The sequence below is a fragment of the Nostoc sp. GT001 genome, from assembly GCF_030382115.1.
Lineage (GTDB): Bacteria > Cyanobacteriota > Cyanobacteriia > Cyanobacteriales > Nostocaceae > Nostoc.
The window spans coordinates 6,628,185-6,644,594 of sequence record NZ_JAUDRJ010000003.1; the positions used below are offsets into that span (position 1 = coordinate 6,628,185).

Below are 16,410 nucleotides of genomic sequence, written 5' to 3' on the forward strand. Positions count from 1 at the left end.
ACTGCTGTTATGCCCTTACAAAATGTGTGTACTTGAGGCAATTGGAAACTGCTATATGTAGCGTTTCTCAGTCGTATGGAATACAGGTCTTTGGTTTTTAGGTTTAGTGCAATTTCTGATAAAACAGATGTTGTTCTGAATCTACTGGGGCAAAATAGAAAACATGACGATTGAATCCAATTCCTCTAATCTACCAACCCCAGAACCAGACCCCGAAGATGATTTGCAGCCGGATGACTTTGACGGGAGTGCAAATGAGAAAAACCTACCCTCACAAGCACTAGCAGCAATTGGTTCTTTGCAATCTCCGCAACATACAACTGCTTTACAACAAGCCCGTTCTGACTTCAAACAACCCATTGCCAAGCAATTTACAGTTAAGCCGAGGGCATTGCTGATTATTTTAATCGCGATCGCCATCACCTTCATTGGAGTTATCCTGAATAACTGGATCGTTGGCACAATCGGCACGCTGATAACTTTGCTGTTATCCCTAGCGATATTATTGCCTTGGTTGCAAGAAGTTTTAGACGAATGGTTTTCACCCCAAGAACGCACCCTGTTTGTGGCGTTTTTGGGACTCATAGTAGCCATCATTGGCTTGATCAGGTTCACGGGTGTAGGCGATCGCTTGCTGCTTTTAGGACGCCAGATTAACTGGGATATTGCTGGTAGCCTAGCAGAATGGTTTGGCGCTTTGGGGCAAATTCTCATTGCTATCATTGCTGTTTACGTAGCATGGCGACAATATGTTATTTCCAAAGACTTGACAATTCAGCAAAATATGCTGACAGTTCAGCAAAATATTATCACCCAGCAACAGACAATTGATTCTTATTTCCAAGGCGTTTCCGACTTAGTATTAGATGAAGAAGGATTATTAGAAGATTGGCCTCAAGAAAGAGCGATCGCAGAAGGACGCACTGCGGCAATTTTAAGTAGTGTCGATGGTAGTGGGAAAGCGAAAATTCTCCGTTTTCTCTCACGTTCTAAGTTGCTTTCACCCTTAAAACGCGATGGGCGATTAGGTAGAGCCATTCTTGACGGGAGTGGCGGATATGCAGAAGACCGCCTTGAAGGTGTGCGCGTCATAGATTTAGGCGTAATGCTAGCCGCCGCAGACCTTTCTGGCACTGATTTGCGTTGGACTGATTTGAGCGAAGCTAATCTTGTCCGCGCTAATCTGGTCGGTTGTGACTTAGTAAAAGCCAATCTCTCGCGCACAATTTTATATAATGCTAATCTCAGTAGTGCTGACCTGAACGGGATTCGCCTATTCTACGGTGTACTGGAAAAAGCATCACCCCGCAGCCGCACTGAACGACCAGATTATGAAACCGGCGAACACACTGGCGCTGTGGTGGAAAATGCCGATTTTACGAATGTGCAGCGGATGTCTGAGTCTGCGCGTTGCTACTGTTGCACTTGGGGTGGCGAAAAAACCAGAGGTACTATTCCTGGTGGTTGTGAAGGTATTCCTAATAAGTTGGGAAGATAGTTATAAAAAATCAGTTAGCCGCATTAAAGATTTGCTGTGCAGTTAAATTTAATTGGGGAAAGGTAGGTGATGAAATCGTGGTGTTACCTTGAAAGGCTGTCATTTGATATTCACCATCAACTAATTCGCATACAAAAATAGTGGGTTGTTTGGGATTGCCGATGAACTTTCTTGCACCCAATGCAGCATAATCAGCAATCCAATATTCGGGAATGCCCATTTCCTCATAATCCCTAAGTTTATTGTAGTAATCATCTCGCCAGTTAGTTGAAACAACTTCAATAACTATTGGAACCGATGCTGCTTGGCTTACTGTTGACTGTTTTTGAAAAAGCGGTTCATTGTCGAGATTATCAAGATTTAGCAGCAACACATCAGGCGAGTAAGCGGATTCGGCAGAAGGAGTTTGGATCAATGCAGTTTTGGGGATTCCATAGGGTAAATTAAGACGATCAAACTCCACGGTTAATTTCCGCGACAAAAACGCAATAACTTTTTCATGCGAACCGGTTGGGGGTGGCATTTCAACAATTACTCCTTTGTGCAACTCATAGCGTTTTCCATCGTTGGGATACCATTCGATAAATTCATTGAAGGTTAGTAATTTTGGCAACGCTTGGGTCATAATCTTACCTCCATATATGTTTTACTTTATCATGCAATAAATGTTGATTTTTAGTTGATAAAATTCGCACTATGGGAGTCCTAAATCATTCGTGCCCCCTTCCCGATGCGGGAAGGGGGAAATTTCAAAGTCTCTCTCCTAAAAGGAGAGAGATTTAGAGAGAGGTTTTCCAGATCCCGTGAAAAGTCAGTAAGAAGTTGGGGTATTAAGGACTTTTGCAACAAGTCTATTAAACGATAATATCGCTTGCCACTAGTAGTGGTGATCCTTCAAGCTGAATCTCGAAATTAGCCGATAGATTACTATCAGTATTACCTTGGAGAATATCTCCTGAATAACGGATCTGACCGGGTGCGGTGAATGCGCCACTTCCAATGTAAGTGAAGCCTTGGTCGCCCGCTATATTGGTATTAGCATCTATGCGAGATAGATCAATTCGATCTCCTGCAAAGATACCGTTTCCAACAAAGTCTTTGATAATATCCCGTGACAAACCAGGTTGACTATCTGAAACTGAGTCAAACCGGAAAACATCGTTGCCATCAACCCCATAGAGTTTATCCTTGCCAGTACCCCCTATGAGAGTATCGTTGCCACCAAAGCCATAGAGGGCATCGTCACCGTTAAACCCTGCGAGGTAATCGTTACCACCAACGACATCAAACGAATCATCCCCTGCGAGGACATCACCTTGATAATTGCCAAAGACTATATCGTTGCCAGCACCGCCATTGATGATATAAGCGCTAAAAGAAACACTGCTGATAATGTCGTCACCGTCTAATCCGTTTATGAAAACAACATCAAACAGACTACTTTGAACACCATATATTAAAAAATCATTTTCCTTAAAGTAAACTAAAGCGTCAGGGCCATTAGTACCGTTAAAAGTTATATTTGCCATTAATGAGTTTCTCCTTAACTTAGAGGGTAAAAAAATTACCTCATCACTTCCCCATCAGAAAACGGCGTTGCTGATTAAAAGTATGAATTTGGTTTCCCCAAAAGCGCAAAAGAAATAGTTTAAAACATGGAGTTTTACACTTTCATTCAGCAACGCCGAGAAAATAAGGTGGAGAAATAACGAGTGGGAAGAGATAACAGAACTACACCCGATTTGAACAGGCCTTTGCTATTAACTCTGAAGATTTAACAAGCACTGGATTTACAGCGGTTATTACTTGGATGCAACACAGTTTGACCTCTCTCCTTTTAGGAGAGAGGCTTTGAATCTTACTCCCCAATGCTAGTAGGGAAAGGGTTGGGGGTTAGGTCTGTATTGCACTTAAGTGAGAAGCGCTATATCGATAATTGTTGACATCAAAACAGTGCCAAGGTCATGTTATATCGTTTTTGCACTTTTCCAACATAACCCCCATTAAATAATTATTAAGCAGGGTGGTTTCATACAACCAGAGAAAAACTTNNNAGCCTCTCTCCCCGTGGGTGAGAGGTTTGGAGAGAGGTAAAAAACCATGCTACAAAATGAGAAATCAAAACTTATGTATTTTTCTTTTTTCGTATGAAACCACCCTGCTATTAAATAATTATTAAGCAATTCAAATACTGCTCCTCAGAGAGCGCCACCTGTTCCCCAATCTCTAACTCTAGCGACCTGCAATAAATATCTCTTCTGCCGTCAAATTCAGGTCTGAAAATGTTTGGGATATGAGGCGTTCTGTTCCCCTAAATTGTTGTCCTTGATAAGTTCCATCAACTAACTGATAAATCGTGATTACAGGTTGTTTAGATAAGCCAATGTAGCGTTTTCCTCCTAACCCTAGATAATCTGCAATCCAATACTCCCCAATACCTAAAGCTTCGTAGTCTTCCACTTTCCGGGCATAGTCATTCTGCCAATTGGTACTGACAACCTCTACGACCAATTTTACAGATTTGCCTAGTGTAATCACTGGCTCAGTTTTCCATAATGGCTCATTTGCCAAAGCCGTCTGATCAATAATCACAACATCGGTTCTAAAGGCTGAATTTTGACCTAATGGTTTAATCAGGCATTTCATGGGAATAAACCAAGGCAAGTTGAGCAGATCAATTGCGACGTTGAGCTTACGATTAATTAACCCAGCTACCTGTTCATGAAGTCCAGTGGGTTCCAAGTCGATGAGTTCTCCATCAATTAACTCGTAGCGTACATCATCTACATAGCCAGCAACGAATGCCTCAGAGCTAAGATTGCTTATATTAATAGTGGCTGAAACCATCAAGATTTGTCCTTCCAGGTTCAGAACTAGAGCAGGTATTGCTGCTCTTAATTATTCTAACTAGCTGTTTTATCTAGGTTCCAGTAATTCACACCTTCAGGTAGAGTAAGAATTTCAACGCCGTCTTCAGTTACAGCTAAGGTATGCTCACATTGAGCGGATAGTTTGCGATCGCGTGTTACCGCAGTCCATTTATCGCTGAGAACTTCGACTTCGTAAGTACCTTCGTTAATCATTGGCTCAATGGTAAAAACCATCCCCGATCTGAGGCGCTTGCCCTTACCGCGTGTGCCATAGTGGGGAACATCCGGCGCAGTATGGAAAATATTACTGATGCCGTGGCCAACAAAATCTCGCACTACAGAAAAGCCTTGTGCTTCAGCATACTCTTGAATTGCTGCACCAATATCGCCAATGCGTGCCCCAGGTTTAACTTCAGCAATACCTAGACGCAAACACTCTTCTGTCACCTCTACCAACTTTCTTGTTTTTGGAGAAGGTGTACCAACAAAAAATGTCTTGGATGTATCGCCGTGATAACCTTCAACAATGGGTGTGACATCAATATTAATGATGTCACCTTCCTTAAGAATTTGCTTGGCGTTGGGAATGCCGTGACAAATGACCTCATTTACACTGGTGCAAATCGATTTAGGATAACCCTTATAGCCAAGAGGTGCGCTTTTTGCTCCATGCGCTTGCGTCCAACGTTCGGCTTCATCATTTAGTTCAAGAGTGCTAACCCCTGGTTTCACAAACGGTTCTAGATGCTGGAGAAGTTTAGCTGCTAAACGCCCAGCTTGACGCATTTTCTCTATTTCTCGTTGGGATAAAATAACAATTAGTTCAGTTTTCATTAACTTTTATCTAAATTTTATCTAAAGTATCTTTCATAAACATAGTTAACCCTGTCTGTGCAGCTCTTTGGGCAGTATCAGCGACCTTTAGGGTATATAAGCTCTCCTCTGGGGTAACGTACAAAGGAGTCCCATCAAAAAGATGGTCTAACACCATACTCGTATCTTTGGCGAACAAACCCCGGCGAGGCCCAACCTCTATAGGTGTTGTTTCCCCTGGCTGGATGAATATTCCGGTGTCGCCATCAAAAATTAAACCACCTTTTTCACCGTGAACTTCAAACTTGCGTTCTGATTGCCAAATACTTTCGCCTTTACCGTAAACTACTTGGGCTAAAAGTCCACTGTTAAAGCACAGTTCACTAGTGCAGAAACAGGTTTGGTAGTATTCCGGTTCTATTTCCCAATATCGCTGGTGACAGTTAACAGTAAATACTGTACCAAATAAATCGATGAGGCGATGTAGGCGAGACAGAGCCCCAATTAAGGGAAAGCCAAAAAACTCGTGGTTATAAGTCCATTTGCGGGGTGCAGGATTTTGAGGATTGATGGTGCTGTAGCGAACATAAAACACCTCACCAATTTTGTCTAAGTTTTGCTTCAAAGCTTGATGCAAACCACCCAAAAGTTCTAGGTGTTCAACGTGCAGGAGTTTTTGTTGTGCTTTGGCTAAGGCAATCAGTTCCTCAGCTTCAAATACATTCAACGAAAGAGGATACTCTACAATCACATGTTTGCCGTTGGTAAGTGCTGCACGAGCGATCGCACCATGATCTCGATTAATAGTGGAAATCGCTATTAGGTCTATATCTTCACGCTCTACTAGCTCTTGCCAAGTATTCAATACTTCAATCTGGTAGTCTCTAGCAAAGGTTTCGGTTTTTTCTCTTGTATGACCAACAACTGCGACTATATGCGATCGCTCATCATGGAACAATGCCTCAGCCCGAAACTTTGCCGCATACCCAGTACCTACCAAACCTACACGCACTTTTGCTTTTTCCAAAGCTGCCTCTGAATTATACATGATCCTCATTAGTTCTGTTTTTTCTCTTCCCAGGCTTCTAGTGGTGAGATTCTCTCTTCATGGGGTTCACCAGTCTAGACTCTACAACATTCGTCTTACCCCCTCAAGGGCAAATAAGACTTTATTTGCAGCTAGATAGAATTACGTGTACTCAAAAAGGAAGACTTCAAAAGAAAAGCCCTTTTGCAAATCATAATGTCAGAAATTTGTCAATACAATGAACAAAAAAATGGCAAAAGAAAAATTACATCTCTACAGTACTGTTATGTTTCTTTCATTTATAACGGGCGCATTTAAATCAGATTAGAAAATAAAACAGCTTAGAAAATGAAACAGCCCTATTTTTTAAAGGAGTTGGGGAATCTCTTCTACGTAAGTCTTATAAAATATCGGTAACATTAACCTTACTCATGTTTACTTTCAGGGGATATAATTTTTTCTAATCACAACCTGACTAGGGTAGAAAATAATATAAAGAAAACTTATCGGGATTAACTAACTAAATTTCATTACTAATCGGGTTCAATTTCCAGTTACATAGTTTAATTTTTCTCGTAGTATCAGAATTGAAGCAAATTTAAACCAGCGGCTAATTCCACAGAACAGCCGTGACCTTTGCCTTAAGATAACTTATACTGCCGTTTACAAAAGAGAGGATTACTCAATGCCAAGTTATAAAGTGACACTAATCAACGAGGCTGAAGGACTTAACACAACACTTGACGTTGATGATGATACTTATATTCTAGACGCTGCTGAAGAAGCTGGTCTTGACCTGCCCTACTCTTGCCGTGCTGGTGCTTGCTCGACCTGTGCAGGTAAAATCCTCAAGGGTACTGTTGATCAGGGCGATCAGTCATTTTTAGATGATGAACAAATAGAAAAGGGATATGTACTGACTTGTGTTGCTTACCCAACCTCTGACGTAACAATCGAAACTCACAAAGAAGAAGACCTTTACTAAGAGTTAAGCGACTCAAACATAAACCTCTTGCAAGAGTTACTAATTTCAACAAAATAGAAGCAGGATATCTAGAGTTAACACCCTTGCAATGCAATTCCGTGTGTACCTCTAAAACCGACTTTGACAAAAAGTCTAATTTTATGTTGGGCAGGAACACAGTAAATCTTGCGTTCCTGCTTAATTTTTTACGTATGGAGTTTCCTATCTATTCTATGATTTTGGTCTCTTTTTAACTCCCGATTCCTAGCTCACAGATGCAACTTGAATGCCAATAGCTCAAAGCTTAATTTCTTTGTTGAGAATTTGAATCTGAGTACCAGGATAGTAAAACTGGAGAATTTTTGGACTTGACCAACCTAGTTTCGCTAAATTTTGAGCGCCAGTTTGACTCAAGCCGACTCCATGTCCTAATCCACCACCAATAAAAGCGTACCCCCAGAGTTCCGATTTGCCTTTGTTCAGGGGTTGAATGTAAAAAAGCGTACTTGTAGGGGCTGCAAAAGCACTGCGAACTTCGTCTTTGTGCAAAATAAAGGTGCTGCGATCGGTTTTAACTGCAAGTTCAAGGATACGTCCACTCTGGCTTCGCTCTACTACTGCCATAGCCTGAATTGTCTTAAATTTGGCATGGGGACTGTTTTTCACCTGTAAAAATTTTTGCAAGTCCTTGATAATATCTTTTAAAGGGGTTTCTTTATGCCAACGAAACATATCCCACTTGCTTTCATTAAATCCTTGTTGCGTATTAATAAATTTCTGAAAATTCTTTTCATTTGCTAAATTCTGCTTAGACAAGTCCCAAAAATTAGTCGGAGCATCCAGTACAGGGCGTAAATAGGCGCGATCGTCGCCATTCCAGACATCGCTAAAGGAAGCGGTGACGCCACCAGTAGTAGAAGAATACAGGGCGTCTACGAGTTCATTCTTATAAGTTAGTACTTTACCCCTAGTTGAGGCGATCGCTTGGTCTGTTTTGGCAGCTGCTCCCTTCAACCCATAATAAACTTGGCAGTGAGTATCAGCACACAACTGATAGTTATCTGCGGCAAACCTACGTAAATTTCTCAAGGCATAAGTCCGGGCGAGAATTGCCTGAGCTTCCAGCGCTGCTGTTGGTGCATTTGTGCCTATTTCGTAAGGCACAACCCCACGCAAATAAGTTTCTAAAGGTACTTGGTTAACGAGAGTGTATGTGCCATAAGCATTTGGCTGCAAATTCAGTCGGCCGGCATAAAGACGAGCATTTTCTGGTTTCTCGCTTTTATTCACCCGAATTAAGTTTTTATCAGTGCTAATTTCCAAGTCATTCGGGCTATAGCGATTACCATCCACCACCCAACTCACTCGCGGCACTTGCTTCAAAATTTTAGTATCAATAAATACTTTTTCTTTGGTAGAAGCTTGGATGTTTTGTAATAACAAGCGTCGCAGTAAAGGGGTGCTGTAAACATCTCGTTTAGCCCAAACCTGCCAGCGTTCTGGCTGGGCTACTTCCACTTCCATTCCCTGAGAACGCCATTTTTTAGCACTGTCTTCCGCAGTTTCAAAAGTGCGGTATGTGCCCAAAACTACTACTTCTTCGACTGCTGACTGGGGTAAAGCTTGCATGACTGTTTCCAGCTTTACAGGATTTTTCGTAAACAGGATTTGCTGCTTATTGCCCGCTTGAAATTTTAGCTTTAAGCGATCGCCTTTCATCGGTTCCAGTTGCAGCTTGGCTGTGGCTTCGGCGCCAAATCGCTGCACAATTCCAATTTTCAGTTCTATATCCTGGATGTTGCTCTCAGGCCCTGATGCAGCAGTCAGTCCCAATAGACAAAATGTTGTCAGCACAGTGTGGGGAAAACGCCAAAACGAAAATTTCATGGCTACCTGATAGCGTTCGCGTAGCGTCTGCAAGAGTTGCGATCGCGAGTAATCTCTCGTAGAGAGGGTCTTCTGCCCCTTAATGAGTCGTTGGAGCTGATTTTCTAATTGCTTTGTAGCGCGGTTTTTTTGTCGCATGAATGCTCCAATGATACCATTACCAATTTTGCCCTAAATATTAGTTGCTAAACGAAGTCATAACGACTATGATTTATTTAAGGAGAAAAAACAGAACTAGTTGGATAAACTCTTTATGGTTAGAGTCCAAGAAATTCCATTAAATCAGATAAAACGGCCATTGCCCCGTACAAACGATCCAAATAAAGTACAAGCCTTAATGGAATCGATTGCGGAGATTGGGCAGCAAGAACCTATTGATGTTCTAGAAGTAGATGGACAATATTATGGCTTTTCTGGTTGCCATCGGTATGAAGCTTGCCAGCGTTTAGGCAAAGAAACCGTTTTAGCAAGAGTCCGTAAAGCACCCCGTAGCGTTTTAAAGATGCACTTGGCATAGAAAATGGGAATGGGGAATAAGGAGCAGGGGAGCAGGGGAGCAGGGGAAAAGGTTAAAGGTTAAAGGGAAAAGGAATAAATTTAATCTTTCCTCTTTTCCCCTTACCCCTTTCCCTTTCCCCATGCCCAATCCCCAATACCCAATGCCCAATTTCCAATCCCCAATTACATATAACCTAATTAGGAGAAAATTATGTCATCGAAAGTAACAGTCAAAAATGTAAATATCGGCATTGACGAGGCGAGTAGGGCTAAAATTGCCGATGGTTTATCTCACCTGTTGGCTGACACTTATACACTGTATCTGAAAACTCATAACTTTCATTGGAATGTAACAGGGCCGATGTTTCAAACATTGCATTTGATGTTTGAGACCCAGTATACAGAATTAGCCTTAGCAGTTGATTTAATAGCCGAGAGAATTAGAGCGCTTGGCTATCCCGCACCAGGAACCTACAGCGAATATGCCAAACTGAGTTCGATTCCAGAAACTCCCGGAGTTCCTAAAGCTGTGGAGATGATTCGCGAACTTGTGGAAGGACAAGAAGCCGTAGTCAGAACTGCACGATCTATTTTTCCCGTGATAGAGGAAGTTAACGACGAACCTACCGCCGATTTATTGACTCAGCGGATGCAAGTACACGAAAAGACAGCTTGGATGTTGAGAAGTTTACTGGAAGAATAGGGAATAGGAAATAGGGCATAGGGAATAGGGGATAGAGAAAAAACTTAATTGCCAATGCCCTATTCCCAATGCCCAATACTTCTCTTCGAGAGGCTGCGCCCGAAGCGTAGCTATGCCGCAGGCTTTACGGCTTCTCTGCGAGACGCTACGCGAACGCGGTAGTTGAGCGCAGTCGAAACTCAGTACAAGTGCCCAATCCCCAATCCCCAATGCCCCATACTCAAAAGTTGCAAGATTTAATGCAACAGGTAGGTATTTCTAGCTTTAAAGCGCTGAGTCGCGCTGCTGGCGTCTCAGAGCGTCAAATTTTGCGGTTACGCCAAGGAAAGCCAGAGCAGATGCGGCTAGATGTGCTACTCAAGTTGTCGTCAGTGCTACAGATGCCATTGAATGAATTGATCGCAACTTTTTCAACCGTAGAGTTATTACAAGAGAAAACAGCGCCTACTCAGGAATTGTTACAAGAAATTACAAATTTAAGAAGAGAGTACGATCGCTCTCAGCTTCAACTAGAACAACAGCGAGAAATATTACTACAAGAACTCCAGCAGTCGAGTTTGGAACTGCTGGAGTCTTTAATATTGCAATGGCCAACAGCAGCACACACAGCGCAGGAAAATCCCCAGCTAGCAGCAGTCAAAATAGTACCGTTGGTGCAGAAACCCCTAGAAAAGCTTTTACAGGCGTGGGGAGTAGAAGCGATCGCCCCTGTGGGAGCAGAATTACCTTACGATCCCCAACTGCACCAATTGCTGGAGGGAACCGCACAACCTGGAGAAACAGTCAAAGTCCGCTACATTGGCTACCTTCAAGGTGAGAAACTGCTTTACAGAACTAAAGTGAGTCCTATTTGAGGCAGTAAGGAGTTAGGAGTAACAAATTCACAACTCTTTACTTTTTGTATTGTCTGTCGAGAAATGACAGATATTGGGAATACTTAAAATAGCAGAGGCGATCGCCTTCAGAAAACTTCTTTTAAAGCCTTGCTGTCGGTTCTAGCTTGCTTGGCGCTGTTGAAACCTAAATTTTGGCTCTAGAGCGGTAGTCCAGAGGTAAATTATTTCAATTATGTAAGTAATTGGACATAAATAAATATAGATCCTAGTTACCATCATAAGTACTCAGGGAGGAAAAGCTACTGCTAGACTCGGTTTAGCTATGTGTAGGCGTAGCCGCCGTAAGCATTGCTGCAACNNNTTGAATTCTGAATTGTTTAATGACAGTTATTATCATGAGATTTATNNNAGAATCTCAGTTTTNGCAAAAATTTTTGGTAAANNNTCTGAAAAGCAGNNNCTTCAGCTTGTATGTAANGTATATATCNNNATCCATAAGATACAAGTAAGTCGGTGTTAAAAATTAACATACATGCCAAAACATCAAATCAACGAACGGCTTATAAATTCGTCATTACAACCTTTTTACAAAACTAAATATACCAGTTATTTGTCATGCCAACTGACTTAGCTTGTTTATTTATAATTGGTCTATTTCTAGCAAGAAAACTATACTAAATTAAGCTAATAATTTATTTTGATTACAAAAAAATAGATATCAAAATTTTATAATTAATCTTTATCTATCCTGATTAATTATTAATGATTACTCAATAGATAATCTTAAATTTTATTTTACAAGCATTTTTAAATGTTCTATAATGGCGAAATCAGAGTATTATTTACATAAGTCAGAGTGACATAATTATGAGAGAACAAGTAAAAGTTATTAAACTCAGTGGTAATTTGAATGCCACAACTTCACAAGACTTTCGACAAAATATCACTGATATTCTAGAAACTGGTGCAAAAATTGTGTTAGTTGATTTTAAAGATGTAACGTTTATGGATAGTTCGGGTTTGGGAGCTTTAGTATTAGCTTTCAAAACCTTGCGAGCAGCAGATACTAAGCTTGTTCTCTGCTCAATTAATGAGCAAGTCAGGATATTATTTGAACTGACTAATATGGATAAAGTCTTTGAAATATTTCCCAGTCAAGATGCCTTTAATCAGGTTTTAGTCTCTAATACGTAATTAATCAAACTTCATTTGCAAAATAGATAAATCATCATCAAAAGCATCTTTGGAGTTCAGAGCAATTAAATAACTGAGTACGCGATCGAGTTGGCTATCAACAGGATATTGTAAGCTAACCAGTAGCTGAATAAAAGCATCCAAACTCCAAAGTGTGCCATCTGATTTAGTTATTTCATAAGCGCCATCACTAAAAATATAAAGGGTACTGAATTTTTCAATATTGCAAAACCCATCAACATATTTTGCCTCTGGAAACATGCCAACTGGCATACCAGGGGTTTTTAGGAGTTTAACTTCAGACTTTCTTGGAGATGTGCCAGTTACTAAAACTGCTGGTGGATGACCTGCGCTAGCATAAATTAACTGGCGGTTGATTCGATTGTAAACTCCGTACCAAATCGTAAAGTATTTATCATTTTGATAATTCATCGGAAAAGTGTCATTTAAAGCCTTCAATACATCACTAGGTTGATAGTAATTAAGACCTTTGAGCGCACGAGAACGCAGCAGATTTAGTACTGAAACAGAGGGAAGAGTAGCTTTGAGTCCATGTCCGGCGGTATCGAGTAAGTAAATTGCCAGATAGTCATCATCGAGCCAATAGTAATCGAAACAGTCACCACCGAGTTGTCGTGAAGGAATGAATCGGAAATTTATATTGAAGGGTTCGGTCATGGAAAAAGGTAGCAGCGATCGCACATATTCTGCTGCTTCTGACATTTCTGATTCTAGAAGCAACTTTTGAGCCTGCAAATCTCTACTCAACTGATGCAGGCGTAATCCCGCTCTTACGCGTGCTTGTAATTCATTATGCTCAATAGGTTTAGAGATAAAATCATCAGCACCAGCATCTAAACCTTTGACACAATCGGCAACGGAATCTAAGGATGTTAATAAAATAAAGAATGTGGTGAAAAATTTGGGGTCTGTCTTAATGCGGTGGCAAACTTCTAGTCCAGTCAACCCCGGCATGATCCAATCACAAATAATCAGTGCTGGACGATAAACTAGTGCCTTTTCTATTCCTTCCTCGCCGCTACTGGCAGTAACGACCTCATAACCCTGTTTTTCCAACATCCTTTTCAGGAGTATTTTTATTGAATGGTCATCATCAATTATTAGTATTTGAAACATATAAATTTTTTGAAAACACTCATTAATAATTTTTTGTCAAACTAGAAAATAAAAATATGATATGAGCTAATAAGCTAGTAGTATCAATACAGAGATGCTATAGCGCTTATCGTACCCTGCGGGTACTCCTTGACGCTAGCGCAAATAGAGAACTCGTTAAGTAGCCGCTACGCGTCTATGTATGCAATAGACTTTGACCCCTCTCTCTTTTTAAGAGAGAGTACGCTACCTTGTAGCAACAGGCGTAAGGAGTTGAGGGTTTGGTCTTTATTAGACTCAAATGAGAAGCACTATAACTCATTTCTATTTACTCAGAGAATTTACGACTGTTTAACAGTCATAAAATATTATGGCGCTCCTAAAGGATTTAGCCATAAAAGAATGTTGCTTTTTAACTGGTTTAAGTCGCGGTATGCTTCTTGCTTGAACCATTGTCCTAAAGCATCAAAGGGGGTAAAAGATGTTCCCGTTTGCCATTTAATATCTTGACCTAAAGGTGTTGTATGATTTCCTGGTAAAGTTTGCGCTGTCACCATCTCATCAAAACGTTCTTGTAAGATTTTGGTTAAAGCTGCCGATTGATCGATGGTGTCATTACTAAATTTTATTAATAAATTGCGTCGGATATTGTAACGTTCTTGGACAAGTTTGTTAGTTTCCAACGGCGATGGGGTAAACTCGATTGCAAAAGTAGAATTGAATTGTTCTACTAGAGGGATAGCTTCTTTAGCGGCGTAGTTGTTGAAGGATATTAAAATATTGCCTGCACGTTCTACTTTAAAAAGGCTACCAATCAGCAAGTGGAGTTTACAGCCCATACTGTGTCCAACACCGTAGATGGGAAAGTAAAGCTTGCGTAATGCTCCAGAATCATGCAATCGTTCGAGGGTGCGCTCAAAGTTTAATAGCACAGATTTTGCGATCGCAGCATGATCCAGTGTATTAACAAAAGGCGTAGCAATTACAACATAGCCTTTACTTGCCAGTTGTTCGAGTAACCAGCGATAAGTGATGTGCGGTGCAGTGGCGACAAATGCACCTCCTAAAAAATGAACGATACCTATGGGATTTCGGGGAATGATTACCCAGTTCCCTCTAATTTCTTTCCAGTCCATACGGATAAGCGGCTTTACGATTATTCTTTATGTTAGACCGGGGATTGCAACCGTGGGAAAGATTATGGAAAAGCCATTGATAATCTCTGGCGAGTAGGTTGGAAACCAACCCACCCAGCAGCGTCTATGGATTTATCAGAAGCACCTACGCTTTCTCCAACTCTTTCTAAATCCCATTACAAAACTTAATTACGTTAGCGAGTCCGCGTACTCTTACAGAGAAGCAAGCTACGCTTTTATCGTCTCGTAGAGAGCGTCATTACGAATTACGAACTTGTACTGAGCGTCTTGCCCTGAGTTTCGACTACGCTCAACTACCGCGTTCGCGTAGCGTCTCGCAGAGAAGCCGTAAAGCCTGCGGCATAGCTACGCTTCGGGCGCAGCCTCTCGTAGAGAAGGGAGCCGAAGTATTACGAATTACGAATTATCTTAACGTTGAGTCTGTAATCTTTTCATTTCGTATTGCACATCTAATGCAATTTGTAATGCTTCATTGAGTAACCTTCCATGCTCAGTAGCCTCCTCTGTTACTTGCATAGCTGTTAAAGTTGCTAAATTGTTGACAAATAGTTCTGTATTACTCAAGATAAAATTCTTATTCTCTCTCAAAATCTTTTCTGTCTTTAAAGCGCGAACTAAATCAGCTTTTGTGAGTTTAAGTGCCTCAATTACATCCTCTCTTTCCTTTATAATCACTTCTGGATTACCAGCTTCTTCTATTTGGTCATTGATATCTATAACTTTAATAACAGTATTATATCTATTAACCTCATTTAACAGGATTTGCAGGGATTTTGTCATATTAGCTTTAACAAGCTTACTTCTAGTTTTCCAGATAAAATATAAGATGCTTTGCGTCAAACCACCAACCCACAGACCTAAGACAATTAATAATATCCAAGATGGAATTGTTATCCACGTAACAAATATTTTAATAATTATATCAAATAAAATATAGACAAAAACAAATGTAGAAAATCCAATAAACACTACAGTTGCTCCTTCAGAGCTTTTAAGTTTTTGCATATATATATTGGCTAATCTCTTGAGAGGATTTGTAATGATTAAAAGTTCCCCATTGACAGGTAAATTAGTCAGCTTTTGCAGATCGTTCTGACTAATTTCCAAGCCCTGTAAATCATCCCGCACAGCTTTTAAACCCTTGCCAGAATAGTTATTTAATCTAATATAGCAATCAAATTTCTAGAATGCTGGCATTTTGTCTAAACTTTTTCGTGCAAGTTAATACTTGTAAGCGATGTCAAGATTTTTGTACAATATAATACTACGGCATTTTTCACAGTAAAGTGGACGCACACCAAAGGTTTCTCGTTGTGTGGGTTGTTCACACTGCTTGCATACGAATAAATGTGCTGCACCTTGAATTGATTTTGGTTCTAGCTGTACGGGGATAATAATATGTGTACAAGCGGCTAGAGCCATTAAAGGTAAAGGGCCAAGGGTTGCTGGGCAATCAAAAATAACTACGTCGTGTGCTAGTGGATAATCTGTTAAACAGTCGGCTAAAAGGTAGGCTCCTCTTTTGTGTAGGACAAGTTCATCTGCTGTTTGGGTTAATACCATTGCAATCAGTTAGGAAAACATCAGATTAAGCAATACTGAATTAGAGAATTCAAAACTCAAATAATAAGTAATACTTTTGACAGGCTAAAGGCAAAAATTGCAAGATTCGACAACGAGAATTAGTTAAGTTCAAAATCCTTCGCCATCCTTGTGCAATCATCAAGTGAATCCCCTGAAAGCATTGAAATATCCTTTCGCATTGTGGGGGATTGCATGTCTTTGTTAAGTTGATTTTTTACTGTAGCTTTTTGGGCTTTCCTGTCCGTCGAACTCACATTTTTGGC

At 40.6% G+C, this 16,410-nt stretch carries 15 protein-coding genes and 2 pseudogenes; 6 read left to right on the forward strand and 11 right to left on the reverse strand.

Features of this window, described 5'->3' with window-relative positions:
* Positions 1-163: 163 nt before the first annotated feature.
* Complete coding sequence (locus tag QUD05_RS30935; protein WP_289799387.1) at positions 164-1,498, forward strand: pentapeptide repeat-containing protein; 1,335 nt, start codon at positions 164-166, stop codon at positions 1,496-1,498.
* A gap of 10 nt (positions 1,499-1,508) precedes the next feature.
* On the opposite strand, the gene QUD05_RS30940 is transcribed toward QUD05_RS30935, so the two are convergent.
* The 5 genes from QUD05_RS30940 to QUD05_RS30960 form a co-directional block, all read right to left on the reverse strand.
* On the reverse strand, positions 1,509-2,123 hold the full coding sequence (locus QUD05_RS30940; protein ID WP_289799388.1) for a Uma2 family endonuclease: 615 nt from the start codon (positions 2,121-2,123) through the stop codon (positions 1,509-1,511).
* 229 nt (positions 2,124-2,352) lie between these two features.
* Positions 2,353-3,027, reverse strand: coding sequence for a calcium-binding protein (locus tag QUD05_RS30945; RefSeq protein ID WP_289799389.1), 675 nt, complete (start codon positions 3,025-3,027; stop codon positions 2,353-2,355).
* A gap of 703 nt (positions 3,028-3,730) precedes the next feature.
* Positions 3,731-4,345 carry a Uma2 family endonuclease gene (locus tag QUD05_RS30950; RefSeq protein WP_289799390.1) on the reverse strand — a complete coding sequence of 205 codons (615 nt, stop codon included), beginning with the start codon at positions 4,343-4,345 and terminating at the stop codon, positions 3,731-3,733.
* A 56-nt stretch (positions 4,346-4,401) separates the two neighbouring features.
* A complete protein-coding gene (gene map, locus QUD05_RS30955; protein ID WP_289799391.1) occupies positions 4,402-5,202 on the reverse strand; it encodes a type I methionyl aminopeptidase in 801 nt (266 codons plus the stop codon).
* Between the two features lie 10 nt (positions 5,203-5,212).
* Complete coding sequence (locus tag QUD05_RS30960) at positions 5,213-6,229, reverse strand: Gfo/Idh/MocA family protein (protein ID WP_289799392.1); 1,017 nt, start codon at positions 6,227-6,229, stop codon at positions 5,213-5,215.
* 664 nt (positions 6,230-6,893) lie between these two features.
* Here QUD05_RS30960 and QUD05_RS30965 point away from each other — a divergent pair.
* Positions 6,894-7,193: a ferredoxin gene (locus QUD05_RS30965; RefSeq protein WP_289799393.1), complete on the forward strand. Its 300-nt coding sequence runs from the start codon at positions 6,894-6,896 to the stop codon at positions 7,191-7,193.
* Between the two features lie 276 nt (positions 7,194-7,469).
* Here the strand turns inward: QUD05_RS30965 and QUD05_RS30970 are convergent, their stop codons facing one another.
* Positions 7,470-9,197, reverse strand: a complete 1,728-nt coding sequence (locus QUD05_RS30970) for a SpoIID/LytB domain-containing protein (protein ID WP_289799394.1) — start codon at positions 9,195-9,197, stop codon at positions 7,470-7,472.
* Between the two features lie 115 nt (positions 9,198-9,312).
* On the opposite strand from QUD05_RS30970, the gene QUD05_RS30975 reads away from it, so the two are divergent.
* The 4 genes from QUD05_RS30975 (at position 9,313) to QUD05_RS30990 (ending at position 12,290) form a co-directional block, all read left to right on the forward strand.
* Positions 9,313-9,576: a ParB N-terminal domain-containing protein gene (locus QUD05_RS30975; protein WP_194043156.1), complete on the forward strand. Its 264-nt coding sequence runs from the start codon at positions 9,313-9,315 to the stop codon at positions 9,574-9,576.
* Between the two features lie 192 nt (positions 9,577-9,768).
* Positions 9,769-10,260 carry a Dps family protein gene (locus QUD05_RS30980; protein ID WP_289799395.1) on the forward strand — a complete coding sequence of 164 codons (492 nt, stop codon included), beginning with the start codon at positions 9,769-9,771 and terminating at the stop codon, positions 10,258-10,260.
* Between the two features lie 209 nt (positions 10,261-10,469).
* A complete protein-coding gene (gene grpE / locus QUD05_RS30985; protein WP_289799396.1) occupies positions 10,470-11,114 on the forward strand; it encodes a nucleotide exchange factor GrpE in 645 nt (214 codons plus the stop codon).
* An 849-nt stretch (positions 11,115-11,963) separates the two neighbouring features.
* Entirely contained in the window at positions 11,964-12,290 is a 327-nt protein-coding gene (locus QUD05_RS30990; protein WP_289799397.1) for an STAS domain-containing protein, read from the forward strand.
* Here QUD05_RS30990 and QUD05_RS30995 read toward each other — a convergent pair whose 3' ends face one another.
* The 5 genes and pseudogenes from QUD05_RS30995 to QUD05_RS34550 form a co-directional block, all read right to left on the reverse strand.
* On the reverse strand, positions 12,291-13,427 hold the full coding sequence (locus QUD05_RS30995; RefSeq protein ID WP_289799398.1) for a PP2C family protein-serine/threonine phosphatase: 1,137 nt from the start codon (positions 13,425-13,427) through the stop codon (positions 12,291-12,293).
* Positions 13,428-13,774: 347 nt separating this feature from the next.
* Positions 13,775-14,542 (reverse strand): DUF1350 family protein, encoded by a 768-nt coding sequence (locus QUD05_RS31000; protein ID WP_289799399.1) that lies wholly within the window; start codon positions 14,540-14,542, stop codon positions 13,775-13,777.
* 429 nt (positions 14,543-14,971) lie between these two features.
* Positions 14,972-15,691: a hypothetical protein gene (locus QUD05_RS31005; protein ID WP_289799400.1), complete on the reverse strand. Its 720-nt coding sequence runs from the start codon at positions 15,689-15,691 to the stop codon at positions 14,972-14,974.
* Between the two features lie 216 nt (positions 15,692-15,907).
* Positions 15,908-16,126, reverse strand: a pseudogene (locus QUD05_RS31010) (ParA family protein); the annotation flags it as partial.
* A gap of 49 nt (positions 16,127-16,175) precedes the next feature.
* Positions 16,176-16,383: pseudogene (locus tag QUD05_RS34550) on the reverse strand (IS1634 family transposase); the annotation flags it as partial.
* Positions 16,384-16,410: the final 27 nt, after the last annotated feature.

What these genes read in the sequence shown, in the direction of transcription:
- QUD05_RS30935 (WP_289799387.1), top strand. Translation starts at nt 164, where the DNA reads ATGACGATTGAATCCAATTCCTCTAATCTACCAACCCCAGAACCAGAC.
- QUD05_RS30940 (WP_289799388.1), bottom strand. Translation starts at nt 2,123, where the DNA reads ATGACCCAAGCGTTGCCAAAATTACTAACCTTCAATGAATTTATCGAA.
- QUD05_RS30945 (WP_289799389.1), bottom strand. Translation starts at nt 3,027, where the DNA reads ATGGCAAATATAACTTTTAACGGTACTAATGGCCCTGACGCTTTAGTT.
- QUD05_RS30950 (WP_289799390.1), bottom strand. Translation starts at nt 4,345, where the DNA reads ATGGTTTCAGCCACTATTAATATAAGCAATCTTAGCTCTGAGGCATTC.
- map (WP_289799391.1), bottom strand. Translation starts at nt 5,202, where the DNA reads ATGAAAACTGAACTAATTGTTATTTTATCCCAACGAGAAATAGAGAAA.
- QUD05_RS30960 (WP_289799392.1), bottom strand. Translation starts at nt 6,229, where the DNA reads ATGTATAATTCAGAGGCAGCTTTGGAAAAAGCAAAAGTGCGTGTAGGT.
- QUD05_RS30965 (WP_289799393.1), top strand. Translation starts at nt 6,894, where the DNA reads ATGCCAAGTTATAAAGTGACACTAATCAACGAGGCTGAAGGACTTAAC.
- QUD05_RS30970 (WP_289799394.1), bottom strand. Translation starts at nt 9,197, where the DNA reads ATGCGACAAAAAAACCGCGCTACAAAGCAATTAGAAAATCAGCTCCAA.
- QUD05_RS30975 (WP_194043156.1), top strand. Translation starts at nt 9,313, where the DNA reads ATGGTTAGAGTCCAAGAAATTCCATTAAATCAGATAAAACGGCCATTG.
- QUD05_RS30980 (WP_289799395.1), top strand. Translation starts at nt 9,769, where the DNA reads ATGTCATCGAAAGTAACAGTCAAAAATGTAAATATCGGCATTGACGAG.
- grpE (WP_289799396.1), top strand. Translation starts at nt 10,470, where the DNA reads ATGCCCCATACTCAAAAGTTGCAAGATTTAATGCAACAGGTAGGTATT.
- QUD05_RS30990 (WP_289799397.1), top strand. Translation starts at nt 11,964, where the DNA reads ATGAGAGAACAAGTAAAAGTTATTAAACTCAGTGGTAATTTGAATGCC.
- QUD05_RS30995 (WP_289799398.1), bottom strand. Translation starts at nt 13,427, where the DNA reads ATGTTTCAAATACTAATAATTGATGATGACCATTCAATAAAAATACTC.
- QUD05_RS31000 (WP_289799399.1), bottom strand. Translation starts at nt 14,542, where the DNA reads ATGGACTGGAAAGAAATTAGAGGGAACTGGGTAATCATTCCCCGAAAT.